Genomic DNA, 25,373 nt, shown 5'->3' with positions numbered 1-25,373 from the left:
GGGCCGTCTCATCCGGCGTCAGAGGTACGCGACCAAGCGCAGCCGAAGGGGACATGATGCGACGTATCAGAGCGGCGGTGGCGGTGCTCGCGCTCGTGGGCGGCACGCTGGGGGCGGCGGCGGGCACCGCGGGCGCGGCCCCGGCGGAGGGCCCGCGCGCGGCGGCGGCCTGCCCGACGGGCTGGGGCAGCGGCGCCAAGGGGGGCGCCGCCATGGGGGCGGATCACCTGAGGGACATCAGGACCGGGAAGCACGACTGCTACGACCGCATCGTGTTCGACGTACCCGGCGGCGGCGACCGGATCGGCTACCACGTCCAGTACGTGGACCGGTTCTACGCGGACCCCTCGGGCGAGTACATACCGGTTGCCGGCGGGGCGATCCTCGACATCCGCATCGGCGCGTGGAGCTGGGACCTGGAGGCCGGTGTGCCGACCTACCCGGGGGAGGCGGGCGAGTCCTTGCCCGGCGTGGACATCCGCGGGTACAGCACCTTCCGGGACACCCGGTTCGGCGGCACCTTCGAGGGCCAGACGCAGGTCGGCCTCGGCGTGCGCGCCCGACTGCCCTTCCGCGTCACCCAGCTGGACGACCGGATCGTGGTAGACGTGGCCCACAGCTGGACGAGCTAGCCCACGCCGTGCCCGGACCGGCTCACCGAGCGAGGGCTCGGTCCGGGCGAGCCTGCCTGGGGCGGGCGTCCTCCTCGCCGAGGGCACAGCGGGCAAGGACATCCCCCCGCAAAGAGGGAAGTTGAGGCATGTCCTGACGTGCCCCGCACGGTGGAGATGGCATGAATTCAATGCTGCGCAGTGCGACCGCCCCGGTGCGAACGGTATTCCCGCAGCTTGCGCGCCAGACCGCACTTCCGCGTCACGGTGACTCGTGTGAAACTGTCGTCCCGTCCGCCGTGCGGACCCGTTCCGCACCGTCCGTCCCCCACCTGAAGGGCGCCGTGCGTTCCCTATCCCTGCCCTTGGCCCTGACCGCACGCCTGTCGCCGGTGGTCGTGCTCGCCGCGGCGGGCTGGGCCCTGTCGTCCGGCCCGCTCGCCGCGCCGCAGGCCGCCGAGCACCAGCCGGCCGAGGAGAAGCCCGAGACCCAGTCCGCGTCCGCCCCGTCGACGTCGACCGTGTCGCAGGCGTACGCGGCCGCTCCCGCGCCCTGCGAGAGCGTCACCGAGAAGACGCTCAAGTCTCTGGTGCCGGGCGCGAAGGCGGCCGGCAAGGAGATCCCGTCCACGGACTCGAAGCTGCGCCGCACCTGCTCGTGGAACGCGCTCAAGGGGTACGACTACCGCTGGCTCGACGTGTCGTTCGAGGTGATGAAGTCGGACGAAGCGGCACAGAAGTCGTACACGGCGCGTACGGAGGAGAAGAGCGGCGGAGGTCCCGTCCCCGGTCTGGGTGACAGCGGGTACTCCGTCGTGAACCTCACCACCGAGGACAAGCAGGAGACCCGCGAGGGCATGGTCGTCACCCGAACGTCCAACGTGCTGGTCGTCGTCACGTACAACGGCAGTGACTTCGAGTCGAAGAAGGCGCCGGGCACGGACACCATCAACAAGGGCGCCATCAAGGCCGCGAAGGAAGCGGTCGCCGCGCTGGAGGACGGTGGCGGCAGGGGCTGACCGGCCGTTCGCCCTCCAGCACCGGCGTCGTCTCCGTCAGGCGGTCGTCCGGTTCCGGCCCGTCACCGTCATCAGCACCAGGTACAGCAGCATCGACGTGCCCAGGCCCACCGCCCAGCCGTAGTCGGCCAGGTCCGCCAGAGCCGGGACGGGACGGCCGTCGATCAGCGGTTTGAAGCTCGCGCCGCCCACGGCCAGTACACCGCCGGCCGCGAAGGCGACGACGGCCCGCCAGTTCCAGCCGCTCTCGTACCAGTAGCGGCCGCCCGTCCGGTACAGGTCAGCGAGGTCCAGCCGGGAGCGGCGCAGGATCCAGTAGTCGGCGATGAGGATGCCGGCGACGGTGCCCAGCAGGCCGCCGACCAGTCCGAGCCAGGTGAAGATGTAGCCCTGCGGGTCGGAGTACAGCTTCCACGGGAAGATCAGCACGCCCAGGACGCAGGTGGCGAGGGCGCCCGCCCGGAAACTGATCCTCCGCGGGGCGATGTTGGAGAAGTCGAAGGCCGGGGAGACCAGGTTGGCCGCGACGTTGACGGACAGCGTCGCCACCAGGACGGTGACGAGGGCGAAGAGCAGGCCCACCGTGTTGTCGGTCTTGGCCGCGAGTTGTACCGGGTCCCAGATGGCTTCGCCGTAGACGGCCTGGGAGCCCGAGGTGACCATCACCGACAGGAACGCGAAGAGCGTCATCGTCGTCGGCAGACCGAGCGCCTGGCCCCAGGTCTGCGCCTTCTGGCTCTTGCCGTAGCGGGTGAAGTCCGGGATGTTCAGCGACAGTGTGGACCAGAAGCCGATCATGCCCATGAGCGCGGGTGCGAACAGCTTCCAGAAGTCGGCGCCCCAGCCGAGCTTGGACGGCTGGTCGAGCAGCGGGCCGAAGCCGCCCGCCTTGCTGCTCATCCACCACAGCATCACGAACGCGCCGACGAGCACGAAGGGCGCCGCCCAGTTCTCGAAGCGGCGGATCGTCTCCATACCGCGGTAGATGATGACGACCTGGAGCGCCCAGAAGATCGCGAACGACAGCCACATGGTCCAGGCGTAGCCGCCGACCTTCGCGGCGTCGGTCCAGCCGCCGCCGATGAGCTTGCCGGCCAGGAAGTAGATGGCCTCGCCGCCGATCCAGGTCTGGATGCCGAACCAGCCGCACGCCACCAGCGCCCGTACGACGGCGGGCAGGTTGGCGCCGCGAATACCGAAGGAGGCCCGCGCGAAGACGGGGAAGGGTATGCCGTACTTGGGTCCGGCGTGCCCGGTGAGCAGCATCGGTATCAGCACGATCACGTTGGCCAGGGCGATGGTGAACACCGCCTGCTTCCAGTCCATGCCGACGGCGATCAGACCGGAGGCCAGGGTCCAGGAGGCCGTGTTGTGGGCCATGCCGACCCACAGCGCGGAGAAGTTGTACGTGGTCCAGGTGCGTCCCTCGACGGGGACCGGCAGCAGGTCCTCGTTGGCGTAGCGGCCGGTCGGTGCGGAGGCGTCCGGGGCGATCTCCACCCGGCCGTCGGCGAGGGTGACTTGTGAGGTCGGCGGGGTGGCCGTGGGAGCGGTGTCGGTCATGGGCCAGGCCAATCAGGGGAGGCGGAACGGGAAAGGCCATGCGGGTGACGCCGATGGGGGGTGCGCTCGGGAGCGTCCTGGGCCCCCTTCCCGGGCCGCCGGGAAGGAGGAGTTCAAGGGGGCTGCGAGGGTGAGGGGTCATCCGTTGACGGCCGGGATCACCCGCGATCCGTACGCGTCGATCACGGCCTCCTGCGCGTCGTGCATGTCGTAGACGGCGAACTGGTCCACGCCGAGGTCGCGCAGCGCGTTCAGTTTCTCGACGTGCTTGTCGACCGGGCCGATCAGGCAGAACCGGTCGACGATCTCGTCCGGTACGAACTGGGTGTCCGGGTTGCCGGCGCGGCCGTGGTGGGAGTAGTCGTAGCCCTCGCGCGCCTTGATGTAGTCGGTGAGTTCGTCGGGTACCGCGGCGGAGTGTTCCCCGTACTTGGACACCAGGTCGGCCACGTGGTTGCCGACCATCCCGCCGAACCACCGGCACTGCTCACGCGCGTGGGCGAGCGCCTCGGGCGAGTCGTCCTCGGTGACGTAGGCCGGGGCGGCCACGCAGATGGTCACCTCACCCGGGTCCCGGCCGGCCGCGACGGCCGCGTCCTTCACGGCCTTGACCATGTACTCGGTCAGATACAGGTCGGACAGCTGGAGGATGAACCCGTCGGCCTCCTCGCCGGTCATCTTCAGGGCCTTGGGGCCGTACGCGGCCATCCACACGGGCAGTTCGGCTCCCGGCTTGATCCACGGGAAGCGTACGACGGTGCCGCCGCCCAGATCGGCCTCCTGGCCGCTGCCGAGAGCCCGGATGACCTTCATGGCGTCGCTGATCCGCGCCAGGGTGTTGGGTTTGCGTCCGGCCACGCGCATGGCGGAGTCGCCACGGCCGATGCCGCAGACGGTGCGGTTGCCGAACATGTCGTTGAGGGTGGCGAAGGTGGAGGCGGTGACCTCCCAGGTCCGGGTCCCCGGGTTGGTCACCATCGGCCCGACCTTCAGCTTCGTGGTGTTGGCCAGGATCTGGCTGTAGATCACGAACGGCTCCTGCCACAGGACGGCCGAGTCGAAGGTCCAGCCGTATGAGAAGCCGTTCCGTTCCGCGCGTTGCATCAGGCTGATCACCCGCGAAGCCGGCGGGTCGGTCTGCAGGACGAGTCCGAAGTCCATCTGCGCCACTCCTAGTTGAGGTACTGACAGGTGGAACGCGGGGTGAAGACGCCGTGTCCGGCGTGCCCGGTGTACTCCCGCTCGGTGATGACGGGCACGCCGCGCGAGAGGACCGTCTCGACCCGGCCGGTGACGTGCTTGCCCTCGTACGCCGAGTAGTCGACGTTCATGTGGTGCTCCGCAGCCGACATGATCTGCTCGGCGTGCGGGTCGTAGATGACGACGTCGGCGTCGGCGCCCGGCGCGATGGTGCCCTTCTTCGGGTACAGGCCGAACATCCGGGCCGGGGTGGCGCAGGCGATCTCGATCCAGCGGCGGCGCGAGATGTGCCCGTCCAGGACCGCCTGGTGCAGCAGGTCCATACGGTTCTCGACGCCCGGCAGGCCGTTGGGGATCTTGGAGAAGTCGCCGCGGCCGAGTTCCTTCTGGCCGGTGAAGCAGAAGGGGCAGTGGTCGGTGGAGACGACCTGGAGGTCGTTCGTCCGGAGGCCCTGCCACAGCTTGGCCTGGTGTTCGCGGGGCCTGAGCGGTGTGCTGCACACGTACTTGGCGCCCTCGAAGTCGGGCTCGGCGAGGTTGTCCGTGGACAGGAACAGGTACTGCGGGCACGTCTCGCCGAAGACGTTGAGCCCCTCGTCTCGGGCCCGCGCGAGTTCGGCGACCGCCTCCATCGCGGAGACGTGCACGACGTACAGGGGCGCGCCGGCGACCTGCGCGAGCCGGATCGCGCGGTGGGTGGCCTCGGCCTCCAGCAGGGCCTTGCGGACCTCGCCGTGATAGCGCGGGTCGGTCTCACCGCGGGCCAGCGCCTGTTCGACCAGGACGTCGATCGCGATGCCGTTCTCGGCGTGCATCATGATCAGGCCGCCGTTGTCGGCGGAGCGCTGCATGGCGCGCAGGATCTGGCCGTCGTCGGAGTAGAAGACGCCCGGGTAGGCCATGAACTGCTTGAAGGAGGTGACTCCCTCCTCGACCAGGCGGTCCATCTCCTTGAGCGTGTGCTCGTTGACGTCGGAGACGATCATGTGGAAGCCGTAGTCGATGGCGCAGTTGCCGTCGGCCTTGGCGTGCCAGGCGTCGAGGCCCTCGCGCAGGCTGTGTCCGACGCTCTGCACGGCGAAGTCGATGATCGTCGTCGTGCCGCCCCAGGCGGCGGCGCGGGTGCCGGTCTCGAAGGTGTCGGAGGCGAAGGTGCCGCCGAACGGCAGCTCCATGTGGGTGTGGGCGTCGACGCCGCCGGGGAGGACGTACTTTCCGGTGGCGTCGATGACCTGGTCTGCGGTGAAGGTGCCGGCGGCGGCTGTGCCGGTGGCCGCGAGGGCGGCGATGCGGCCGTCCTCGATCAGGACGTCGGCGTGGATCTCGTCGGATGCGGTGATGACGAGGCCGCCGCGGATGACGGTACGGCTGCTCATGTCGTGGTCGCTCCTCGCGGTGGGTCGGTGCGGGCTGTCGGTGGTTGTTCGCGCCGGCGCGGCGGTAGCCGCCTATCGAATTCGGCCCCGCGCCCCCGAGAACGTCCCCCCAGCGGACGTCCTACGGTGCTGTCAGTGGCCCGTACGCGCCCGGCGCCCGGTCCCGGTAGAACTGCCAGCGGTCGCGGACCTCTCGCAGCTTCGCCATGTCCAGGTCGCGGACGACCAGCTCGGTCTCCTTGTCGCTCGCCACCTCGCCGACGAACTGGGCCTCCGGGTCCACGAAGTAGGACGTTCCGTAGAAGTCGTTGTCGCCGTACTCCTCGACGCCCACCCGGTTGATCGCGCCGACGAAGTACTCGTTGGCCACGGCCGCCGCCGGCTGCTCCAGCTGCCACAGGTAGCCGGAGAGGCCACGGGAGGTGGCCGAGGGGTTGAAGACGACCTCGGCGCCCGCGAGGCCCAGAGCCCGCCAGCCCTCGGGGAAGTGGCGGTCGTAGCAGATGTAGACGCCGATCCTGCCGACCGCCGTGTCGAAGACGGGCCAGCCCGAGTTGCCCGGGCGGAAGTAGAACTTCTCCCAGAAGCCCCTGACCTGCGGGATGTGCGTCTTGCGGTACTTGCCGAGGTAGGAGCCGTCCGCGTCGATCACGGCGGCGGTGTTGTAGAGGACCCCGGGCTGCTCCTCCTCGTACATCGGCAGCACCAGGACGATGCCCAGTTCCTTCGCGAGGGCCTGGAAGCGGCGGACGATCGGGCCTTCGGGGATCTGCTCGGCGTACTCGTAGAAGGCCGGGTCCTGGACCTGGCAGAAGTACGGGCCGTAGAACAGCTCCTGGAAACACAGGACTTGGGCACCCTGCGCGGCGGCGTCGCGGGCCGCCTGCTCGTGGACCTGGATCATCGACTCCTTGTCGCCGGTCCAGGCGGTCTGGAAGACGGCGGCACGGATCACTCGGCTCATCGGGACCTCCGGTCGCTCGGTGTGCCGTGAGCCTAGGGAGGGCGTAAGCCGTCGTTGAGTTGCACCGTGTCACGTCCCAGGGCGTGCGGCGTGTCACCGTGTCACTCTGGTGTGGGCCCATGTTTCACCGCCGTTTTCCCAGGTGGTCACGTGTTTCACTGCTGTTGCGCGTCGTGCGCGAGGAGTGCGATGTGCACCGAGGCGGCCTGCTCGAAGTCGTCGAGGTCCACGCCGAGACGGGCCTGTATCGCCTCCAGGCGTCGGTAGAGGGCGGGCCGGGAGACGTGGTGGAGCTGGGCGGTACGGGATTTGTTGCGGCCGGTGGCCAGGTAGGTGCGCAGGACGGACAGCAGGTCCTCGTCGGTCTCGCACAGCAGCCCGTCCAGCTCCCGCTCGGCGAAGGACTGCACGTGCGGGTCGTCGCGCAGCAGGCGGATCAGGCCCCGCAGGTGGACGTCTCTCAGGCGGACGACCGGCGGCAGGTCGAGGGCGGCGGCGGAGTCGGCGACGGCGTCCGCCACGTGCCGGGCCTCCCGCAGTCCGGCGGGTACGTCGTCCCAGACGGTCCGGGGGTCGGCCGCGGCGACGACCGCGCGGTCCGGGCCGGACTCGGTGCGCAGCCGGGTCGCGAAGTGTGCGGCGAGGGCGCCCGCGTCCTGGTCGCGGGCGAGGCTGAGCAGTACCGCCGTGGCACCGTCGGCGAGTTCGGCGACCAGTCCGGGCAGGCCCAGCAGCCGCAGCAGGCGCTCCAGCCGGCGGGTGTCGCCGTCGCGGACGACCAGCGGCACGAACGTCCGCCGGTTGACGGGGAGTCCGGCCGCGCGCGCCCGGGGCAGCAGTTGCCGTGCCGGTACGACACCGCTGAGCAGGTCGGTCAGCAGGCTCTGCGCGGACTGCTCCTCCCAGGAGCACACGGCACCGCCGCCGAGCATGCGGTGCAGGACGAGGGCCTCGGCGGCGCGGTCGGCGAGCAGCCGTCCGGTGGCGGTGTCGCCGCGGTAGCCGCAGAGCACGATCCGGCCCCATCGCTCCCCGCGTCCGCCCAGCTCGGCGCGGATCCAGCCGTCGCCCTCGGTGCCGCCGGCCTGGCGGGCGATGCGCTCCCAGTCGCGCAGCACGTCGTCCACCGCCGAGCGCTCCCCCGCTGTGCCGAGGACGCGGTGGGCGAGGTTGGTGACGACGACCGGACAGCCGCTGTGCCGGGCCACCTCGTCGAGCAGCCGTTGCAGCGGGGCCCCCGCGGTGATGAGGGCGGTGAGTTCGGTGCGGACGGCCTCGGAGAGGCTGACGGCGGCGAACTTGCGCCGCACGAGCCGTGACTGGACCTCCTCGGTCAGCTCGGCGAAGGGGAAGGGGCGGTGCAGGACGACCATCGGCAGTCCGCACCGCTCGGCCGCCCGGCGCATCACGTCCGGCGCGGCCGGAAAGGCGCGGCCGAGTCCGAGGACGACGGCGGCGGCCTCCGCGCGGTGCAGCGAGCGGACGTACTCGGCCTGCTTGTCCTCGTCACCCGCGAGCAGCACGCCGGTGGTGAGGACCATCTCACCGCCGCTGAGCATCACGCCGACGTCGGCGGCCTCGGCGACGTGCACCCAGCGCACCGGCCGGTCGAGGTGGCTCGCCCCGGCCACCACCTCGGGCTCCCCGGCGAGCACCCGCTCCAGGGTGAGGACCTGCCGGACGGACAGCGCGGGTTCCAGGGAGCCCAAGGTGATGGTCATGGTGACGTTCCCTCGCTCAGCGCACTGCTACTGGATGCTCCTCAGAGCGTTCTCGAGGATCGCGGCGCCTTCCTCTGCCTCCGCGACGCTGAGGGACAGCGGCGGGGCGACACGCAGCGAACTGGTGTTGTGGCCGCCGCCCTTGCCGATCAGCAGGCCGCCCTCGCGGGCCGCCTCCAGCACGGCCGCCGCGGCCTTCGGGTCGGCCTCGTCGGTCCCCGGCCTGGTGATCTCGATGCCGATCATCAGTCCGCGTCCGCGTACCTCGCGCACGGCAGGGACCTGCGCGGCCGCGGACCGGATGCGCTCGATGAGCATGCCGCCGACGCGCCGTGAGTTGCCCTGGAGGTCGTGTTCCAGCAGGTAGTTGAGGTTGGCGAGGCCCGCCGCCATGGTGATCTGGGTGCCGCCGAACGTGGAGATGCTGTTGGAGTCCAGGCAGTTCATGATCTCGGAGCGGGCGACGACACCGCCGATGGACATGCCGTTGCCGATGCCCTTGGCGAAGGTCATGATGTCCGGCGGCCCGTTCTGCCCGTGGGCCTGCCAGCCCCAGAAGTGCTCGCCGGTGCGGCCCCAGCCGGTCTGCACCTCGTCGGCGATCCACAGGATCCCGCGCTCGCGCAGCACCTCGCGGAATGCGGCGTACAGCCCGTCCGGCGGTGAGGTGAAGCCGCCGACGCCCTGGACGGGTTCGGCGATCAGCGCGGCCGGGGCGCGGGTGTGCCCGAGCAGGTCGATCAGGTCCTCGACGCAGGCCGTGATGAAGTCGGCGTCGCTCAGCGAGGCGTACGGGCCGCGTGTGCGGACACCGCCGTGCACGTACAGCGTCTGAAGCGGCGACAGCGAGGTCGGGGACCAGCCGCGGTTGCCGGTGATGCCGACGGAGCTGAAGCTGCGGCCGTGGTAGCTGTTGCGCATCGCCAGGATCGTGTTGCTGCGCCGGTACGACGTGGCGAGCAGCAGGGCGGTGTCGTTGGCCTCGGTGCCGGACGTGGTGAAGAAGACCCGGGCGTTCGGGATGCCGCTCAACTGGGCGATGCGCTCGGCGAGTTCGACCATCGGCCGGTTGAGGTAGAGGGTGGAGGAGTGGATGATCCGCCCGGCCTGTTCGCTCACCGCCTTCGTCACCTCGGGCAGCGCGTGCGCGGTCATGGTGGTGAGGATGCCGCCGAAGAAGTCGAGGTACCGGTTGCCCTCGGCGTCCCAGACGTGGCGGCCCTCACCGTGGGTGATCTCGATGGGGTCCTCGTAGTAGAGGGCGAGCCAGTCGGGGAGCACGGCCCGGTGGCGGCCCAGCAGGTCGTTGGTCACGGCTGCACCAGCCCTTCGTAGGCGTCGGGGCGGCGGTCGCGGTAGAAGGCCCACGTCTGCCGCACTTCTTCGATGAGGTCGATGTCGAGGTCCCGGATCACGAGCTCCTCCTGGCTGTCGCTGGCGACGTCTCCCACGATCTGCCCGCGCGGGTCGACGAAGTAGCTCGTCCCGTAGAAGTCGTTGTCGCCGTACTCCTCCTGCCCGACGCGGTTGATCGCTGCGATGTAGTACCCGTTGGCCACGGCGGCCGCGGGCTGTTCCAGCCGCCACAGGTGGGACGACAGGCTCCGGTGGGTGGCGGAGGGGTTGTAGACGAGCTGGGCCCCGGCCAGGCCGAGCTGCCGCCAGCCCTCCGGGAAGTGGCGGTCATAGCAGATGTAGACGCCGACCTTGCCGACCGCCGTGTCGAAGACGGGCCAGCCGAGGTTGCCGGGCTTGAAGTAGTACTTCTCGCGGAAGCCCTTGAGCTGCGGGATGTGGTGCTTGCGGTACTTGCCGAGATAGCTGCCGTCGGAGTCGATGACGGCCGCGGTGTTGTAGTAGAAGCCGGGCTGCTCGGCCTCGAAGACCGGCGCGACGATCACCATGCCGGTCTCGCGGGCGAGATCCCGCATCCGCCGGACGGTGGGCCCGTCGGGCACCTGCTCGGCCCAGCGGTAGTGCTCCGGCTCCTCGACCTGGCAGAAGTAGGGGCTGTTGAAGACTTCCTGGAACCCGATGATCCGCGCGCCGCGGCGGGCCGCCTCACGGGCGTGCTCCTCGTGTTTCGCCACCATGGACTCGGTGTCGCCGGTCCAGGCGGCCTGGACCAGAGCGGCACGTACGACGTTGGCCATGAGCTGCTCCTTCGACGCGACGTCAGCGCCTCTACGCCCGTAGAAACGGGCTGTAGAGCCACGAACGTAAGCCTCCGGCACGGGCTTGCCAAGACCATCGTCCCCAACCCGCTGGGCCGGGCGCGATTCGCACTCCTGTGGGTGAGTCGCCGGGACCACGACGGCGCCGGTCAGGCGGGGAATCCCGCGACTCGGAGGGCGTGCAGCAGGTCCCACCGACGCTCGTCCGACACCCCCCGGGCGGCCTCCAGCAGGAGCGGTACGAGGCGCTGCGGGTCCGGTTCGACGCTGCGGGCCGCCTCCTCCGGGGTGCGAACTCTGACGTACGCGTCGAGCAGCGCGCGTACCTCGCGGCGACGTTCTTCGGCGACGAGACCGAGCACGGCCCGCCCGACCTCGCGCGGGGGTCTGGCGACGCCCTGGCGCAGGATCTGCTGCCCGTCGCCCGCGCGCCCGGCCGCGCTCAGCGCGTCCGCCGCGGCGACCAGCCGTCCGGCGGGCAGCGAGGCGGCCTCCCACAGCAGGGTCTGCCAGTCCGCGCCGAGTCCGGCGCGCTCCAGAGCGTCCGCGAGCAGCGGGAACCGGGCGGGTGACCAGGAGGCGGCCTCGATCAGCACCGCGTGCGCCTCCCCGCTGCGTCCTTCCCGCCGCAGCCGGGTCAGCGTCTCGACGGTCCGCCCGACCTCGGCCCGGTCCGTCGCAACGACGGGCTCCACGACCTGTGGATCCGTGTGCTCGGCCACGGCCTCTTCGGCGGCCCCGGCGAACCGGGCGCCGCGCGGGCTGCGGCCGGTGGCGGGTGCGGGCGCGGGGAGCGTCGGCACAGCGGCGGGTGGTACGACGACCGGCGCGGCCTCCTCCTCGGACATCCCGGCGAAGCGAGCGCTGCCGCGGCGGCGTTTGCGCTGCTTGGGGGCGGGAGTTTCGGCGGCCGGGGGTTCGGACGAGGTCTGGGGCGGGGCGGTGGCTTCCCGGGGGCCGGTCCAGTCGGCGGGGTTTCCATGGGCGTGAGGCTCCGGCTCCGGACCGACGGCGGTGTAACGGGCCCCCTGCGGCCCGACCGATCCGGCCCCGGCCGCCGCCGCTTCGGCGGACCGCCACCCTGCTGCCGGCCTCCCGGCCGATCCCGGCTCGGTGGGCCGCACCCCCGCGCCCGGCGTCCCGGCCGCCCCGGGCTCAGCGGAGCGCCCACCCGCCGCCCACGCCCCGACTCCCGACGCCCCAGACGACCCCGACTCCGTCAGCCGCGACCCCGGCGCCCCGGCCGCCCCGGGCTCAGCGGAGCGCCCACCCGCCGCCCACGCCCCGACTCCCGGCCCCCCGGTCGACCCCGGCTCCGTCAGCCGCGACCCCGCGCCCGGCTGCCGGGCCGAGCCCGGCTCCGTGGGACGCCACCCGGCCCTCGGCACGTCGGTGTCGGACGAACTCCGAGGTGCCGCTGCCGCGCCACCGCTCCCCACGCGACCGTCGTCCGCGTCGGCACCTGCCCCTGCCACGGCCCCCGCCCAGCGGCCGCCATCCGCCGTGATGCCGCCGCCGTAGCCCCCCGGCGCATCGAGCGGCACCCCGCTGTCCGGCATGCGCGGGGCCTCCCCCGGCCCGGTCCTCCCGGTCCGCACCGTGAAACCGGCCTCGCCGCGGGGGCGCAGACCGGCGGCGTCCCGCTCGCGGCGGTCCAGGTCCGCCAAGCGGGCCCGGAGTTCCGCGCACCGCGCCGTCGCGCGTTCGTGGTCGTCGTGGGCCCAGGCCAGGTCGAGGCGGACGGCCTCGGCCTGTTCGCGGGTGGTGGCCGAGGCGAGCAGACGGGTGAGGTCGGCCCGGCGGTCCGCGGCGTACTTCTGTTCGCGGAGCATCACGTCGAGCCGGTCGCCGAGCGCGTCACGGGCCCCCGGGAGGGCGTCGTAGGCTGCGAGCGCGGACGCGTGCAGGGACCGGGCGCGTTCCGACTCCGGGCCGGCGCCGCCGGGGCCGTACTGCCCGGCGAGGTCCTGGAGCAGCGCCTCGACCACGTCCCAGGGCGGCAGCTCGCGCCCGTCGAGACAGGCCCGCATGCCCTCCGGGTCGCGCTGCCAGAACACCGCGCACCAGCCGCCGGACGGGTCAAGGCGTGACAGCAGACCGTCCAGGTAGTGCGCGAACTCCCGTACCTCGGACGGGAGTCGATCCGCTGTCATCGCTCAGCTCCCGCGTCCGGACCGGAAACTCCGTCCCGCAAGGCAACACCAGGCGTGTTACAGGCGTGCTACGGAAAGTTTTCACACGCGACGCAGGAGTCTCAGCGTCATGAGATCAGACCGGCACCAGCACGCACAGCCGCGCCAACTCGTCCATGGACAGCCCGAGCGCACCCGCCAGCGCGGCCACCGTGAAGAAGGCCGGGGTCGGGGCCCGCCCGGTCTCGATCTTCCGGAGGGTCTCCGCGGAGATGCCCGCGCGCGCCGCGACCTCCGTCATGCTGCGGTCGCCACGCGCCTCACGCAGCAGCCGGCCGAGCCGCTCGCCGCGTTCGCGCTCTTCGGGGGTGAGAGGGGTGCGCACCATGCCCCCATTCTAATACCGGTATAGTAATTGGCATGGTTGAGCTGAAGACCGACACATCGATCGACGCCATGCGCGAAGCGGGCCAGGTCGTCGCCCGCGCCCTCACGGCTGCACGGCAAGCCGCCGACGTGGGCGTCTCCCTGAAGGAGCTCGACGAACTGGCGCACGGCGTACTGCGCGAGGCGGGCGCGACCTCGCCCTTCCTGGGCTATCTGCCCTCGTTCGCCCCGACTCCCTTCCCCGCCGTCCTCTGCGCCTCCGTCAACGACGCGATCGTGCACGGCGTCCCGGACCACTACCGGCTGCGCGACGGCGACCTGGTGTCCCTCGACTTCGGCGCCGAACTGCGCGGCTGGGTCGGCGACTCGGCACTCAGCTTCACCGTGGGCACCCCGCGCGAGGCCGACCTGCGCCTGATCGAGACCGCCGAGCGGGCCCTCGCGGCGGGCATCGAGGCGGCCGTCGTCGGCAACCGCATCGGCGACATCGCCCACGCGATCGGCACGGTGTGCCGCGCCGCGGGCTACGGCATCCCGGACGGCTTCGGCGGCCACGGCATCGGCCGCCGCATGCACGAGGACCCGTCCGTGCCGAACGAGGGCCGGCCGGGGCGCGGGATGCGGCTGCGGCACGGCATGGTGCTGGCGATCGAGCCCATGGTCATCGGCGGCGGCACGGACGGCTTCCACGCGGCCCCCGACGGCTGGACCCTGAAGACGGACGACGGTTCCCGCGCCGCCCACGCGGAGCACACCGTGGCGATCACGGACGCGGGGCCGAGGATCCTGACAGCGCGCTGAACCTCCCCATACGTCGTATACATCCCGAAGGTGCCCTCCCCCGGCGATCGTGCGAAGGTGTCTACGAGTGCGCCCCAGGTGTAACGGGCTGCCCCCCGGGTTACCCGACCCCGGCACGTCGACCAGCGAGGGCGTCCCCCGCCCGGGCGCCGGGGACGCCGGGAACGGAAGGCCCATGAGCAGCGGCTTCACCAGCCCGGAGGGCTACGGCTCGGACCCCTTCGGAGAATTCCTCGCACGTTTCTTCGGCGGTCAGCGTCCCGGTCCCCGGCAGATCGACCTGGGCCGGTTGCTCAGCCAGCCGGCCCGGGAGCTCGTCCGCGGCGCCGCCCAGTACGCCGCCGAGCACGGCAGCCGGGACCTCGACACCCAGCACCTGCTGCGGGCGGCGCTCGCCACCGAGCCCACCCGGACCCTGCTCAGCAAGGCCGGGGCGAATCCGGACTCGATGGCCTCCCAGATCGACGAGCGTTCGGGCCCCGCCCAGCACGGCCCGGACGACGCACCGCCGCCGACCGCTCTCTCCCTCACCCCCGCGGCCAAGCGGGCCCTGCTGGACGCGCACGACATGGCCCGGGCCCGCGGCTACGGCTACATCGGCCCGGAGCACGTGCTCAGCGCCCTGGCGTCGAACCCCGACTCGGCCGCCGGGCACATCCTGAACGCGGCCCGTTTCGCCCCTTCCAGCCCGCCCGAGGCACCGGAGGCACCCCAGGCCGAACGGCCGCGCGTGACGAACACGCCGACCCTGGACAAGTACGGCCGTGACCTCACCGAACTGGCCCGGCAGGGCCGTGTCGACCCGGTCATCGGCCGGGACCAGGAGATCGAGCAGACCGTCGAGGTCCTCTCCCGGCGCGGCAAGAACAATCCGGTGCTGATCGGTGACGCGGGCGTCGGCAAGACCGCCATCGTGGAGGGGCTGGCACACCGCATCTCCGAGGGGGACGTGCCCGATGTGCTGATCGGGCGCCGCGTGGTCGCGCTGGACCTGACGGGCGTGGTCGCGGGCACCCGCTACCGGGGCGACTTCGAGGAGCGGATGAACAACATCGTCAGCGAGATCCGCGCCCACTCCGAGCAGTTGATCATCTTCATCGACGAGCTGCACACGGTGGTGGGCGCCGGTTCCGGTGGTGGTGACGGCAGCTCGATGGACGCGGGCAACATCCTCAAGCCGGCCCTCGCCCGGGGCGAACTGCACATCGTGGGCGCCACCACGCTGGAGGAGTACCGCCGGATCGAGAAGGACGCGGCGCTGGCCCGCCGCTTCCAGCCGATCATGGTGCCGGAGCCGACCGCGGCCGACGCGATCGAGATCCTGCGCGGCCTCCAGGACCGCTACGAAGCCCACCACCAGGTCCGCTACACCGACGAGGCGCTGGTCGCCGCCGTGGAGCTGTCGGACCGCTACCTCACCGACCGCCGCCTGCCGGACAAGGCGATCGACCTGATCGACCAGGCCGGTGCCCGGGTGCGGCTGCGGGCCCGGACCAAGGGCACGGACCTCCGGGCTCTGGAGCGGGAGCTGGAGCAGCTGACCCGGGACAAGGACCAGGCGGTCGCGGACGAGCAGTACGAGCGGGCCACCCAGTTGCGCGACCGGATCGTGGACGTGAAGCGGCAGATCGCCCAGGCCGGCGGCGACGGGGAGATCGACGAGGGGCAGGACCTGGTCGTCGGCTCCGAGGCGATCGCCGAAGTCGTCTCCCGGCAGACCGGCATCCCGGTCAGCAGCCTCACCCAGGAGGAGAAGGACCGCCTGCTGGGTCTGGAGGAGCACCTTCACGAGCGGGTCATCGGCCAGGACGAGGCGGTACGCGTCGTGTCGGACGCGGTCCTGCGTTCCCGCGCCGGACTGGCGAGCCCCGACCGGCCGATCGGCAGCTTCCTCTTCCTCGGCCCGACGGGCGTCGGCAAGACCGAGCTGGCGCGGGCGCTCGCCGAGGCGCTGTTCGGCAGCGAGGACCGCATGGTCCGCCTGGACATGAGCGAGTACCAGGAGCGGCACACCGTCAGCCGGCTGATCGGCGCCCCGCCCGGCTACGTGGGTCACGAGGAGGCCGGTCAGCTCACCGAGGTGGTCCGCCGCCACCCGTACTCGCTCCTGCTGCTCGACGAGGTCGAGAAGGCTCACCCGGACGTCTTCAACATCCTGCTCCAGGTCCTCGACGACGGACGCCTCACCGACTCCCAGGGCCGCACGGTGGACTTCACCAACACCGTGATCGTGATGACCAGCAACCTCGGCTCCGAGGCGATCACCCGCCGCGGCGCCACCCTGGGCTTCGCGTCCGGCGGCGCCGACGCGGACGAGGCGGCCCGGCGCGAACAGATCCTGCGCCCCCTGCGCGAGCACTTCCGCCCCGAGTTCCTCAACCGCATCGACGAGATCGTCGTCTTCCACCAGCTCTCCACGGACCAGCTGCGCCGGATCACCAACCTCCTGCTGGACCGGACCCGGTCCCTCGTCCAGGACAAGGGCATCACGGTGACGTTCACCGACCGAGCGGTGGAATGGCTGGCCGACCACGGCTACCAGCCGGAGTACGGCGCCCGCCCGCTGCGCCGCACGATCCAGCGCGAGGTGGACAACCAGCTCTCACGCTTGCTGCTGGACGGCAGGGTCGAGGAAGGCGGTCAAGTGACGGTGGACACCGAGGACAACCACCTGACCTTTCAGACGTAGGGTCCGCTGCGCCCCGACAGGGGCGCGGGGAACTGCGCGAAAACCCCCACGCCCCCGCACCCGGCACTCAACGCACAGGCCGCACCACCATCGCCGATCCCCCACCCCGCCGCACGGTCTCAGCCGCGGCCAGCCACTTCCCGCCGGACAGCCGCTGCACACCCGTAGCCGCCCCGATCTCCGGGTTGGCCTTGAAGGAGTGGCCGATCGCTTCGAGCTGCTTCCTCAACTCGGCGTTGTCATAGAGGCCGGGTTCCAGCTCGGTCTGCGCGGCATTCCGCTGACTGGCCCGGGGTGCGGCGATCGCGTCGACCAGCGGCATCCCCCGGTCGAGGAATCCGGTGAGCGTCTGCAGAACCGTCGTGATGATGGTCGCCCCACCCGGCGACCCCAGCGCCACCACGGGCTTGTCATGCCGGTCGAGAACGATCGTCGGCGACATCGACGACCGGGGCCGCTTCCCCGGTCCCGGCAGGTTCGGGTCGTGCACGGCGGGGTTCGCCGGGGTGAAGGAGAAGTCCGTCAGCTCGTTGTTGAGGATGAACCCCCGCCCCGGCACGGTGATGGCACTGCCACCGGTCTGCTCGATGGTGAGCGTGTAGGAGACGACGTTCCCCCACTTGTCGGCCACCGTCAGATGCGTGGTGCTGTCACCCTCGTACGTCGTGGGGGCGGCCGTACCGCCGGCCCCGCAACGCTTCGGGTTGCGCGGGTCCCCGGGCGCCACGGGACTGGTGAGCACCGCGTCGTCCTTGATCAGGCAGGCCCGCGAGTCGGCGTACCTCTGGGACAGCAGCTCCTTCGTCGGCACGTCCTCGAAGGCGGGGTCGCCCACCCACCGCCCCCGGTCCGCGAACGCGATCCGGCTGGCCTCGATGAAGCGGTGCAGGTACTTCGCCTGGCTCGCCTTCGACAGGTCGGTCCGCTCCAGGATGTTGAGCGCCTCACCGACCGTCGTGCCGCCGGAGGACGACGGCGCCATGGAGTACACACCGAGGCCCCGGTACGAAGTCCTGGTGGGCGCCTGGAGCTTGGTGCGGTAGGCGGCCAGGTCCTTCGCGGACAGGTCGCCGGGGCGGGCGTTCCAGCCGGAGCCCGGGTCGACCGGCGGCTTGTTGACCGTGTCGACGATGTCCCGGCCGATGTCTCCGCGGTAGAGCGCGCGGACGCCCTTGCGGCCCAGCTCCGCGTAGGTGCGGGCGAGGTCGGGGTTCTTGAAGGTGGATCCGACGACGGGGAGTTGCCCGCCCGGCAGGAACAGCTCGGCGGTGTCCGGGAAGTAGCGGAAGCGGGTCTCGTTGGACGCCGTCTGCGAGCGGAAGGTCGCGTCGACCGTGAAGCCGTCGCGGGCGAGCCGCTCGGCCGGCTTCAGGAGACTGGCGAGTTCCTTGCTGCCCCACTTGTCCAGTGCCGTCTGCCAGGTGGCGGGCGTGCCCGGGGTGCCGACGCTCAGGCCGCTGCTGACGGCCTCGGCGAAGGGGATGGGCTTGCCGTTCTCGGTGAACAGGTTCTTGTCGGCGGTGAGCGGGGCGGTCTCGCGGCCGTCGATGGTGCGGACGGTGCGGGACTTGGCGTCGTAGTAGACGAAGTAGCCGCCCCCGCCGATGCCGGCGGAGTAGGGCTCGGTGACGCCGAGCGCGGCGGCGGTGGCGACGGCCGCGTCGACGGCGTTGCCACCCTTTTTCAGGACCTCGATCCCGGCCGCGGAGGCGTCCGGATCGACGCTGGAGACGGCGCCGCCGTAGCCGACGGCCAGGGGTTTCTTCTCAACGCCGGTGCTCTGCACGGTGGGTGGCGCCGACGCCCCCACCGACATCACCACGGCGGCCGAAACCGCCAGGACCGTCAGATTCCGTGCCACAGGGCGACGCATCCGCACCTCCAGTCAAAGGCCGTTGGCGCAGCTTAATTCATCGCCACGGCAGCGTCAGGGACGCGTCGAACTCCGGTGCGTCGGGCCCGCTACCATGCGCGCCCATGAATGACGACGTGCGCAACATCGTCCTGGGCGTGGTCGCGGCGGGGATAAGCGCCGCGATCGGCTGGGTGGCCCGCACCTACCTGTGGAAGCGCAAGCTCCGCCGCAAGCAGGCCTTCTTCGGGTTGCCCGACAACTCCGAGTCGCTGCTGGTGGTGAACCGGGGTGCGGGCGGACCCGAGTTCGCGGTGATGCGCTACGACGTCTTCGCGCTCCTCGAGCTGGCCGCGCTGATCAAGGACTGCAACGCCCACGCCCAGATCCTCCCGCACGACACGGCACGTCAGGGCTTCGGGGAGCGCACCGAGTTCTGTGTGGGCGGACCGGCCTCGAACCGCCGCATGGCCGCCCATCTGTCCTCCCTGCTCCCCGGGGTGCGGGTGAACGTCGACGCCGAACCGGGCCCGGACCGGGGCTCGTTCCAGGTCGGCTCGGAGCGCTACCGCGTGGAGAACGGCAAGGAGGAGTACGCGCTGCTCGCCCGGCTCACCGCGGAGCGGAGTCAGAACACCCGTCCCGTCTTCCTCTTCTGCGGCCAGACCTCGATCACCAACCAGGCCGCCACCCGTTACCTCGCCCGCAACCAGGAACGGCTGGCCCGCAAGTACGGCACCGGCTCCTTCGTGCTGCTGCTGAAGGTGATCAACTCGCAGGCGTACGGCCCGGACGTCGTGGAGCTGGTGGAGGACGTGACCCGGGCGGCGCAGACCCCGCCGCCCGCGGCCCCGGCTCCACGCGCCGGCCACCGGGCCTCCTGAAGTCATCCACCTCTCAACAATCGTTACTGGTACGTAACTTACCGACGGGTTACCAGTGGTAAGGGAGCGAGGTTACCGTCTGGTCACTTTGCACTGACACGAGTGAGGAGTGACCCGTGGGAAGTCACCGCAAGGCCCTGCGCACCACCGCCGTAGGCGCCGTCTCGACGGCCCTGGTCGCCGGCACCGCCCTCGGGCTCGCCCCCACCGCACAGGCGGCACCGAACCCCGTCCGGTTCGTCGACATCACCGGCGACGGCGGCACCGTCCTCAAGGCCAACGTCGTCACCCCGGCCGGCGCCGACGGCACGCGCCGCTACCCGCTCCTCGTCATGCCCACGAGCTGGGGCCTGCCCCAGGTCGAATACCTGGCCCAGGCGCAGAAACTCGCCGACTCGGGGTACGTCGTCGTCACCTACAACGTGCGTGGCTTCTGGCAGTCGGGCGGCGAGATAGAAGTCGCCGGACCGCCCGACGTGGCCGACGCCTCGAAGGTCATCGACTGGGCGCTCGCCAACACCCCCTCGGACTCCGGGCACATCGGCATGGCGGGCGTCTCCTACGGCGCCGGCATCAGCCTGCTCACCGCCGCGCACGACAAGCGGGTCCGCGCGGTCGCGTCGCTCAGCGGCTGGGCCGACCTGATCGACTCGATCTACGCCGGACGCACCCAGCACGTCCAGGCGGCCGCCCTGCTGGACGGCGCGAGCGTGGTGACGGGCCGCCAGGGCGCCGAACTCCGGCAGATCTTCGACGACTTCTACGCCTCCAACCTGGCGAAGGAGCCTGAGCTGATCGCCTGGGGGAAGAAACGTTCCGCTGTGACCTACGTCGACCGGATCAACAAGAACGGCACGGCGGTCATGCTCGCCAACGCCTGGGGCGACACGGTCTTCCCGCCCAACCAGTACGCCGACTTCTACGAGAAGCTGACCGGCCCCAAGCGGCTGGAGATGCGCCCCGGGGACCACGCCACCCCGGAGCTGACCGGCCTGTTCGGGCTGCCCAACGACGTGTGGAAGGACACCCAGCGCTGGTTCGACCACCACCTCAGGGGCGAGGACAACGGCATCGACCGGGAACAGCCCGTCCGGCTCAAGTCCCGTTCCTCCGGCGGCTACGAGGGTTACCCGGACTGGAAGTCCGTCGCCGCCACGAACCGGAAGATCGCCCTGGCGGGCACGACCACGATCCGCGCGAACGTGAACTCGGGCGCGGACGGCGGGATCGTCTTCCTGTCCAGCATCCTCGACCAGGTGGCCCAGCTGCCCCCGATGGCTTCCATTCCCCTGCTCCCCCGCCGCTGGGCCGCCGTGTGGCAGTCGGAGAAGTACGCCACGTCCCAGCGGGTACGCGGGACGGCCAAGTTGCACACGACCGTCACCCCCACCAAGGAGAGCGGCACCCTCGTCGCCTACCTCTACGACGTGGGGCCGCTCGGCCTCGGCAAGCTGGTGACCAACGCGCCGTACACCTTCCACGGTCGCACCCCCGGAAAGCCGTTCGGCGTCGACCTGGAGCTGTACTCCACGGCCTACGACGTCCCGGCCGGGCACCGCCTCGCCCTGGTCGTCGACACGGTCGACCCGCTCTACATCGAGCACAACCCGTCCGGCGCGCAGCTGACCTTCTCCTCGCCGGCGAACGACCCGTCGTACGTGTCGGTTCCGCTGCGCGAGCAGTGATCTGCGGCTGCCGCCGGACGGGCTTGGCCGATGTGGACCGCCGCCCCGTGGCCCGGGTGGGCGGTCTCCTCACCCCGGACGGGTTCGGCGGAATTCGGTGAAGTCCCCCTCTCCGACAGGGTGAAGGGCACATCGTAATCGAGGTTCGACACGATGGGCTTTCGACGCCTGCCCGTTCAGTGTTTGAGGATCTTGGAGAGGAAGTCCTTGGCGCGGTCGCTGCTGGGGTTGGTGAAGAACTCGTCGGGGGTCCGGTCCTCGACGATCCGGCCGTCGGCCATGAAGACGACCCGGTTGGCGGCCGAGCGGGCGAAGCCCATCTCGTGCGTGACGACGATCATGGTCATGCCCTCGCGGGCCAGTTGCTTCATGACCTCCAGCACCTCGTTGATCATCTCCGGGTCGAGGGCCGAGGTCGGCTCGTCGAAGAGCATCACCTTGGGCTCCATGGCCAGAGCGCGGGCGATGGCCACACGCTGCTGCTGGCCGCCGGAGAGCTGGGCCGGGTACTTGTCCGCCTGGTCGGCGACGCCGACCCTGTCGAGGAGTTCACGGGAGCGCTTGTCGGCGTCCTCCTTCCGGCGCCCGCGGACCTTGACCTGGCCGAGGGAGACGTTCTGCAGGACCGTCTTGTGGGCGAAGAGGTTGAACGACTGGAAGACCATGCCGACGTCGGCGCGGAGCCTGGCCAGGGGCTTGCCCTCCTCCGGCAGGGGCTGCCCGTCCAGGGCGATCTCGCCGGACCCGATGGTCTCCAGCCGGTTGATCGCCCGGCACAGGGTCGACTTTCCGGACCCCGACGGGCCGATGACGACGACCACCTCTCCCCTGCCGACGGTGAGGTTGATGTCCTGAAGGACATGCAGCTCACCGAAGTGCTTGTTGACTTCACGCAGCTCGATCAGCGGATCCACGGCCATACTCAGCCCTACTCACTCTCAGCTGGGTGGTGGTTGCCGCAACGTATCCAGGCAAGATCGAACGTGTCGGGGCGACACGCACCTTTCGATCATTAGCCGTATTTACGGCGGACTTTGGGCCAAAGGTTCTGGGACAGGGTTCTGAGGATCAGACTCACGCCTCCGCGACTTCCGCGTACAGCTGGGACAGCTCGGGCACCCCGTGGGCGGCCCACTCGTGGCCGGACTCCACCACGTCGAACTCCCGGCCGGAGGCGAGCCGCACGACGGGCTGCCCGTCGGACCGGATCTTCCAGGCGGCTCCCGGCACGGAGCGCACGATGACGGTGCCCAGGTAGAGCCCGGCGTCGTTGCCGAGCCAGGCCAGGGTCTCCTCGTCGTCCCGCCAGCCCGGCACGAGCTGGTCCAGTGCCTCCAGCGAGGCCGTCGAGTCGTCCAGCCGGACACCCGCACGGGACGCCTGGGAGCGGAGCAGTTCGCACTCGGCGAGGAGGTCCGCGATACCTGCCGGGTCCGGGACCCCGAGCTTCTGGCGCCGGTTGCCCAGGAAGGGGATGTTCATACGTCCAGCGTGTCATTCGTACCGCCGTACGCACCACAGGCGCGCGGGCCTCCGATTCCGGCCGTGTTCATGCCGAGTTCGCGCGGGGCTCGTTGACGCGTCCCTGTCGTCTCCCTAGTTTCACCGTGCGTCTCACGTCTCGGGTTTCGTTGAGTCGTCTGTTCCGCCCTGCGTTTCGTCTGTTGCTTCGTGTGTCGGTGAGCGGGAGGAGTCGGCCGTGCGCCGATGTGTCCGGGGGATTCTGTTCGTCCTGGCCCTGAGCGGGTCCTTGCTGCCGGCGGTCCCGGCGCGGGCCGCCGAGGAGCAGCGGGCCTCGCCGGCGCCGCTGGAGCGGTTGTTCGACAACGTGGCCGTCAGCGACGACAGCCGACCCGCGGAGGCCGACTTCGACGGGGCCGGCGCCTCGCTGTCGGCGCGGGACCTCACGGCCGCGGGCTGGACGCCCGGCCGCAACCTCACCGTCCAGGGAGCCCGGTTGACCTGGCCGCGACGGCAGCCCGGGGAACCGGACAACGTCCGCGCGGCCGGGCAGGACGTACGCGTGACGGGGCGCGGGGACGCCCTCGCCTTCCTGGTGGCGGGCACCGCCGGCACGGAGGTGGGCGGCGCGGGCACGGTCCGCTACGCGAACGGCACGAGCTCCGGGTACCGGCTGACCGCGCCCGACTGGCGCACCGGGCCGCTCGCCACGAAAGCCGTGGCCCTGCCGCACATCAACAGGCCCGGCGGGCAACTCGCGGAGCGGGCCCGCCTCTACGTGGTGACGGTTCCCCTGGTGCCGGGGCGCGCGGTCGCCTCGGTCCGGTTGCCGCGCGCGGCCGGGCTGCACGTGTTCGCCGCGTCGGTACGGGCCTCGGCACAAGGCTGGACGGGCAGCTGGACGACGTCGACCGGCGGCTACTCTCCCGTCGGGCCCTGGACGGACCGGACGCTGCGGCTGGTCGTGCACACGTCGGCCGGCGGGCCCCGGGTGCGGGTGCGGTTCGACAACACCTTCGCGGCGGCGCCGGTGCGGATCGGGAGCGCCACGGTCGCCGTGCGGGCGTCGGGCGCGGCGGCACACGGGGAACCGGTGCCGCTGGCCTTCCGCGGTGCGGCCGGCGTGGAGATTCCGGCCGGGGCCCAGGCCTACAGCGATCCGCTGGACTTCCCGGTGCCGGCGGACACCGATCTGCTGGTGAGCTTCCATCTGCCCGGCACGGTGCCGGCGGCGCCGGTGCACCGCCTCGCGCAGCAGCGGTCGTACGTCAGCGGACCGGGCGACCACGCGGCGGACGGCTCGGCGGCCCCCTACACCTCTGTGATCACGAGCTGGCCGCTGCTCGCCGGGGTCGACGTGGCCGGCGGGCCCGGGTCCGTGGTGCTGCTCGGCGACTCGATCACCGACGGCGACAAATCCACGCCGGACGCGAACCGGCGGTGGCCGGACGTACTGGCCGGCCGGCTGCTGTCGCAGAGCGCGGTCCCGCGCTACGGGGTGCTGAACCAGGGCATCTCGGGCAACCGTGTGGTCACCGACCGCTATCCCGGCGACGGGGTGTCCACGGACGGGGCGGGGGTGAGCGCCCTGCACCGGTTCGACAGGGACGTTCTCGCCCAGACGTCGGCGCGTACCGCGGTCGTTTTCGAGGGCATCAACGACCTGCGGTGGGACACCTCGGCGGAGCAGGTGATCGCGGGGCTGCGGGAGCTGGCGGCGCGCGGGCACGCCCGGGGCGTGCGGATGCTCGCGGCGACGATCCTGCCGTGCGAGGGCGAGGCGCGGTGCACGGCCGCCGTCGACGCCCGGCGGGTCACGGTGAACGAGTGGATCCGTGACGGCGAGGTCTTCGACGGCGTGCTCGACTTCGACGCCGTGGTGCGGGATCCCGCCCGTCCCTCGCGCATGCTCCCCGCGTACGACAGCGGGGACCATCTGCATCCGGGGGACGCGGGGCTCGCCGCCCTGGCCGGGTCGGTCGATCTATCGCTGCTCGTGCCGTAGCACCCCGGGGCCGTCCCCGGGGGGACCGGCCTACACGTCCAGGTCGACGACCACCGGCGCGTGGTCCGAGGCCCCCTTGCCCTTGCGCTCCTCGCGGTCCACGTACGCGTCCTCGACCGCCTTCGTGAACGGCTCGTTCGCGTACACCAGGTCGATGCGCATGCCGCGGTTCTTCGGGAAACAGAGCTGGCGGTAGTCCCAGTACGTGAACGGGTGCTCGTACTTGAGGGGCCGCGGGACCACGTCCGACAGGCCCGCCTCGCGCAGGGAGGCCAGGGCGGCGCGCTCGGCCGGGGTGACGTGGGTGGAGCCCTCGAAGAAGGCGGGGTCGAAGACGTCCTCGTCCGTCGGCGCCACGTTGTAGTCACCCATCACCGCGAAGGGGCGGCTGCCGGCCGCGTCACCGGCGACGGCCGCCTTCAGCGCCTCGAACCACTGGAGCTTGTAGGCGTAGTGCGGGTGGTCCACCTCACGGCCGTTCGGCACGTACACCGACCAGACGCGGAGCGGGCCGCAGGTCGCCGAGATGGCGCGGGGCTCGACCGAGCCGTCGAACCCGGGGTCGCCGGGCAGGCCCTTGACCACGTCCTCGATGCCGACGCGGGACAGCACCGCCACACCGTTCCACCGGCCGGTCGCGTGGACCGCCGACTCGTAGCCCAGCTCGCGCAGCTGCTCGGACGGGAACTGTTCCTCGGCGACCTTGGCCTCCTGCAGGCACAGCACGTCCGTGCCGCTGCTCTCCAGCCAGGCGAGGAGCCTGGGCAGGCGGGCGGTGATCGAGTTCACGTTCCAGGTCGCGATGCGCATGCCCCACAACCTACCCGGCGGGTCTGACAACGCCGGTCC

20 protein-coding genes are annotated in these 25,373 nt (G+C 71.3%); 7 read left to right on the top strand and 13 right to left on the bottom strand.

Annotation, left to right across the window (positions count from 1 at the left end):
- Positions 1 to 56 precede the first annotated feature (56 nt).
- Positions 57 to 632 carry an AMIN-like domain-containing (lipo)protein gene (locus IE97_RS0120240; protein WP_030242359.1) on the top strand — a complete coding sequence of 192 codons (576 nt, stop codon included), beginning with the start codon at positions 57 to 59 and terminating at the stop codon, positions 630 to 632.
- A gap of 323 nt (positions 633 to 955) precedes the next feature.
- Positions 956 to 1,630 carry a hypothetical protein gene (locus IE97_RS0120235; RefSeq protein ID WP_030242356.1) on the top strand — a complete coding sequence of 225 codons (675 nt, stop codon included), beginning with the start codon at positions 956 to 958 and terminating at the stop codon, positions 1,628 to 1,630.
- Positions 1,631 to 1,666: 36 nt separating this feature from the next.
- On the opposite strand, the gene IE97_RS0120230 is transcribed toward IE97_RS0120235, so the two are convergent.
- From IE97_RS0120230 to IE97_RS0120190, 9 genes are all read right to left on the bottom strand, one after another.
- Entirely contained in the window at positions 1,667 to 3,193 is a 1,527-nt protein-coding gene (locus tag IE97_RS0120230; protein ID WP_030242354.1) for an NCS1 family nucleobase:cation symporter-1, read from the bottom strand.
- Between the two features lie 138 nt (positions 3,194 to 3,331).
- The gene (locus tag IE97_RS0120225) at positions 3,332 to 4,354 is read right to left on the bottom strand and encodes a TIGR03842 family LLM class F420-dependent oxidoreductase (protein WP_030242351.1); all 1,023 of its coding nucleotides are present in this window, start codon (positions 4,352 to 4,354) and stop codon (positions 3,332 to 3,334) included.
- An 11-nt stretch (positions 4,355 to 4,365) separates the two neighbouring features.
- On the bottom strand, positions 4,366 to 5,769 hold the full coding sequence (gene hydA, locus IE97_RS0120220; protein WP_030242348.1) for a dihydropyrimidinase: 1,404 nt from the start codon (positions 5,767 to 5,769) through the stop codon (positions 4,366 to 4,368).
- A 121-nt stretch (positions 5,770 to 5,890) separates the two neighbouring features.
- Positions 5,891 to 6,733 (bottom strand): nitrilase-related carbon-nitrogen hydrolase, encoded by an 843-nt coding sequence (locus tag IE97_RS0120215; protein WP_030242346.1) that lies wholly within the window; start codon positions 6,731 to 6,733, stop codon positions 5,891 to 5,893.
- A 155-nt stretch (positions 6,734 to 6,888) separates the two neighbouring features.
- Positions 6,889 to 8,454, bottom strand: coding sequence for a PucR family transcriptional regulator (locus tag IE97_RS0120210; protein ID WP_030242342.1), 1,566 nt, complete (start codon positions 8,452 to 8,454; stop codon positions 6,889 to 6,891).
- Positions 8,455 to 8,481: 27 nt separating this feature from the next.
- The gene (locus tag IE97_RS0120205; protein ID WP_030242339.1) at positions 8,482 to 9,768 is read right to left on the bottom strand and encodes an aspartate aminotransferase family protein; all 1,287 of its coding nucleotides are present in this window, start codon (positions 9,766 to 9,768) and stop codon (positions 8,482 to 8,484) included.
- Positions 9,765 to 10,607 (bottom strand): nitrilase-related carbon-nitrogen hydrolase, encoded by an 843-nt coding sequence (locus IE97_RS0120200; protein WP_030242335.1) that lies wholly within the window; start codon positions 10,605 to 10,607, stop codon positions 9,765 to 9,767. The genes IE97_RS0120205 and IE97_RS0120200 overlap by 4 nt, the downstream gene beginning before the upstream one ends.
- Before the next feature lie 170 nt (positions 10,608 to 10,777).
- Positions 10,778 to 12,781: a hypothetical protein gene (locus tag IE97_RS0120195; RefSeq protein WP_030242333.1), complete on the bottom strand. Its 2,004-nt coding sequence runs from the start codon at positions 12,779 to 12,781 to the stop codon at positions 10,778 to 10,780.
- 115 nt (positions 12,782 to 12,896) lie between these two features.
- Positions 12,897 to 13,148, bottom strand: coding sequence for a helix-turn-helix domain-containing protein (locus IE97_RS0120190; protein ID WP_030242331.1), 252 nt, complete (start codon positions 13,146 to 13,148; stop codon positions 12,897 to 12,899).
- 32 nt (positions 13,149 to 13,180) lie between these two features.
- On the opposite strand from IE97_RS0120190, the gene map reads away from it, so the two are divergent.
- Together map and IE97_RS0120180 are read left to right on the top strand one after the other, a co-directional pair.
- Positions 13,181 to 13,948, top strand: a complete 768-nt coding sequence (gene map, locus IE97_RS0120185; protein ID WP_030242329.1) for a type I methionyl aminopeptidase — start codon at positions 13,181 to 13,183, stop codon at positions 13,946 to 13,948.
- Between the two features lie 175 nt (positions 13,949 to 14,123).
- On the top strand, positions 14,124 to 16,637 hold the full coding sequence (locus IE97_RS0120180) for an ATP-dependent Clp protease ATP-binding subunit (protein ID WP_030242326.1): 2,514 nt from the start codon (positions 14,124 to 14,126) through the stop codon (positions 16,635 to 16,637).
- Between the two features lie 67 nt (positions 16,638 to 16,704).
- On the opposite strand, the gene ggt is transcribed toward IE97_RS0120180, so the two are convergent.
- On the bottom strand, positions 16,705 to 18,510 hold the full coding sequence (gene ggt / locus IE97_RS0120175) for a gamma-glutamyltransferase (RefSeq protein ID WP_030242322.1): 1,806 nt from the start codon (positions 18,508 to 18,510) through the stop codon (positions 16,705 to 16,707).
- Between the two features lie 104 nt (positions 18,511 to 18,614).
- On the opposite strand from ggt, the gene IE97_RS0120170 reads away from it, so the two are divergent.
- Positions 18,615 to 19,373, top strand: a complete 759-nt coding sequence (locus IE97_RS0120170; RefSeq protein ID WP_030242321.1) for a hypothetical protein — start codon at positions 18,615 to 18,617, stop codon at positions 19,371 to 19,373.
- 116 nt (positions 19,374 to 19,489) lie between these two features.
- On the top strand, positions 19,490 to 21,058 hold the full coding sequence (locus IE97_RS0120165; RefSeq protein ID WP_030242318.1) for a CocE/NonD family hydrolase: 1,569 nt from the start codon (positions 19,490 to 19,492) through the stop codon (positions 21,056 to 21,058).
- 176 nt (positions 21,059 to 21,234) lie between these two features.
- Here IE97_RS0120165 and IE97_RS0120160 read toward each other — a convergent pair whose 3' ends face one another.
- Together IE97_RS0120160 and IE97_RS0120155 are read right to left on the bottom strand one after the other, a co-directional pair.
- A complete protein-coding gene (locus IE97_RS0120160; protein ID WP_030242314.1) occupies positions 21,235 to 21,978 on the bottom strand; it encodes an amino acid ABC transporter ATP-binding protein in 744 nt (247 codons plus the stop codon).
- Between the two features lie 154 nt (positions 21,979 to 22,132).
- On the bottom strand, positions 22,133 to 22,540 hold the full coding sequence (locus tag IE97_RS0120155; RefSeq protein ID WP_030242311.1) for a DUF6278 family protein: 408 nt from the start codon (positions 22,538 to 22,540) through the stop codon (positions 22,133 to 22,135).
- 217 nt (positions 22,541 to 22,757) lie between these two features.
- Here IE97_RS0120155 and IE97_RS0120150 point away from each other — a divergent pair, with 217 nt between their 5' ends.
- Positions 22,758 to 24,524, top strand: a complete 1,767-nt coding sequence (locus tag IE97_RS0120150; protein WP_030242308.1) for an SGNH/GDSL hydrolase family protein — start codon at positions 22,758 to 22,760, stop codon at positions 24,522 to 24,524.
- Positions 24,525 to 24,554: 30 nt separating this feature from the next.
- On the opposite strand, the gene IE97_RS0120145 is transcribed toward IE97_RS0120150, so the two are convergent.
- Positions 24,555 to 25,334: an exodeoxyribonuclease III gene (locus tag IE97_RS0120145; protein ID WP_030242306.1), complete on the bottom strand. Its 780-nt coding sequence runs from the start codon at positions 25,332 to 25,334 to the stop codon at positions 24,555 to 24,557.
- Positions 25,335 to 25,373: the final 39 nt, after the last annotated feature.

Source organism: Streptomyces sp. NRRL S-455 (assembly GCF_000717875.1).
In the GTDB taxonomy this organism is placed as follows: Bacteria; Actinomycetota; Actinomycetes; order Streptomycetales; family Streptomycetaceae; genus Streptomyces.
Note: the sequence above shows the minus strand (reverse complement) of the source record. Positions and strands in the feature narration are given on the sequence as shown.

Bases quoted from the DNA above. Each gene is read 5' to 3' on its own strand.
- map (WP_030242329.1), top strand. From the start codon at position 13,181: ATGGTTGAGCTGAAGACCGACACATCGATCGACGCCATGCGCGAAGCG.
- IE97_RS0120240 (WP_030242359.1), top strand. From the start codon at position 57: ATGCGACGTATCAGAGCGGCGGTGGCGGTGCTCGCGCTCGTGGGCGGC.
- IE97_RS0120160 (WP_030242314.1), bottom strand. From the start codon at position 21,978: ATGGCCGTGGATCCGCTGATCGAGCTGCGTGAAGTCAACAAGCACTTC.
- IE97_RS0120210 (WP_030242342.1), bottom strand. From the start codon at position 8,454: ATGACCATCACCTTGGGCTCCCTGGAACCCGCGCTGTCCGTCCGGCAG.
- IE97_RS0120170 (WP_030242321.1), top strand. From the start codon at position 18,615: ATGAATGACGACGTGCGCAACATCGTCCTGGGCGTGGTCGCGGCGGGG.
- IE97_RS0120225 (WP_030242351.1), bottom strand. From the start codon at position 4,354: ATGGACTTCGGACTCGTCCTGCAGACCGACCCGCCGGCTTCGCGGGTG.
- IE97_RS0120155 (WP_030242311.1), bottom strand. From the start codon at position 22,540: ATGAACATCCCCTTCCTGGGCAACCGGCGCCAGAAGCTCGGGGTCCCG.
- ggt (WP_030242322.1), bottom strand. From the start codon at position 18,510: ATGCGTCGCCCTGTGGCACGGAATCTGACGGTCCTGGCGGTTTCGGCC.
- IE97_RS0120200 (WP_030242335.1), bottom strand. From the start codon at position 10,607: ATGGCCAACGTCGTACGTGCCGCTCTGGTCCAGGCCGCCTGGACCGGC.
- IE97_RS0120145 (WP_030242306.1), bottom strand. From the start codon at position 25,334: ATGCGCATCGCGACCTGGAACGTGAACTCGATCACCGCCCGCCTGCCC.
- IE97_RS0120195 (WP_030242333.1), bottom strand. From the start codon at position 12,781: ATGACAGCGGATCGACTCCCGTCCGAGGTACGGGAGTTCGCGCACTAC.
- IE97_RS0120230 (WP_030242354.1), bottom strand. From the start codon at position 3,193: ATGACCGACACCGCTCCCACGGCCACCCCGCCGACCTCACAAGTCACC.
- IE97_RS0120215 (WP_030242346.1), bottom strand. From the start codon at position 6,733: ATGAGCCGAGTGATCCGTGCCGCCGTCTTCCAGACCGCCTGGACCGGC.
- hydA (WP_030242348.1), bottom strand. From the start codon at position 5,769: ATGAGCAGCCGTACCGTCATCCGCGGCGGCCTCGTCATCACCGCATCC.
- IE97_RS0120180 (WP_030242326.1), top strand. From the start codon at position 14,124: ATGAGCAGCGGCTTCACCAGCCCGGAGGGCTACGGCTCGGACCCCTTC.
- IE97_RS0120190 (WP_030242331.1), bottom strand. From the start codon at position 13,148: ATGGTGCGCACCCCTCTCACCCCCGAAGAGCGCGAACGCGGCGAGCGG.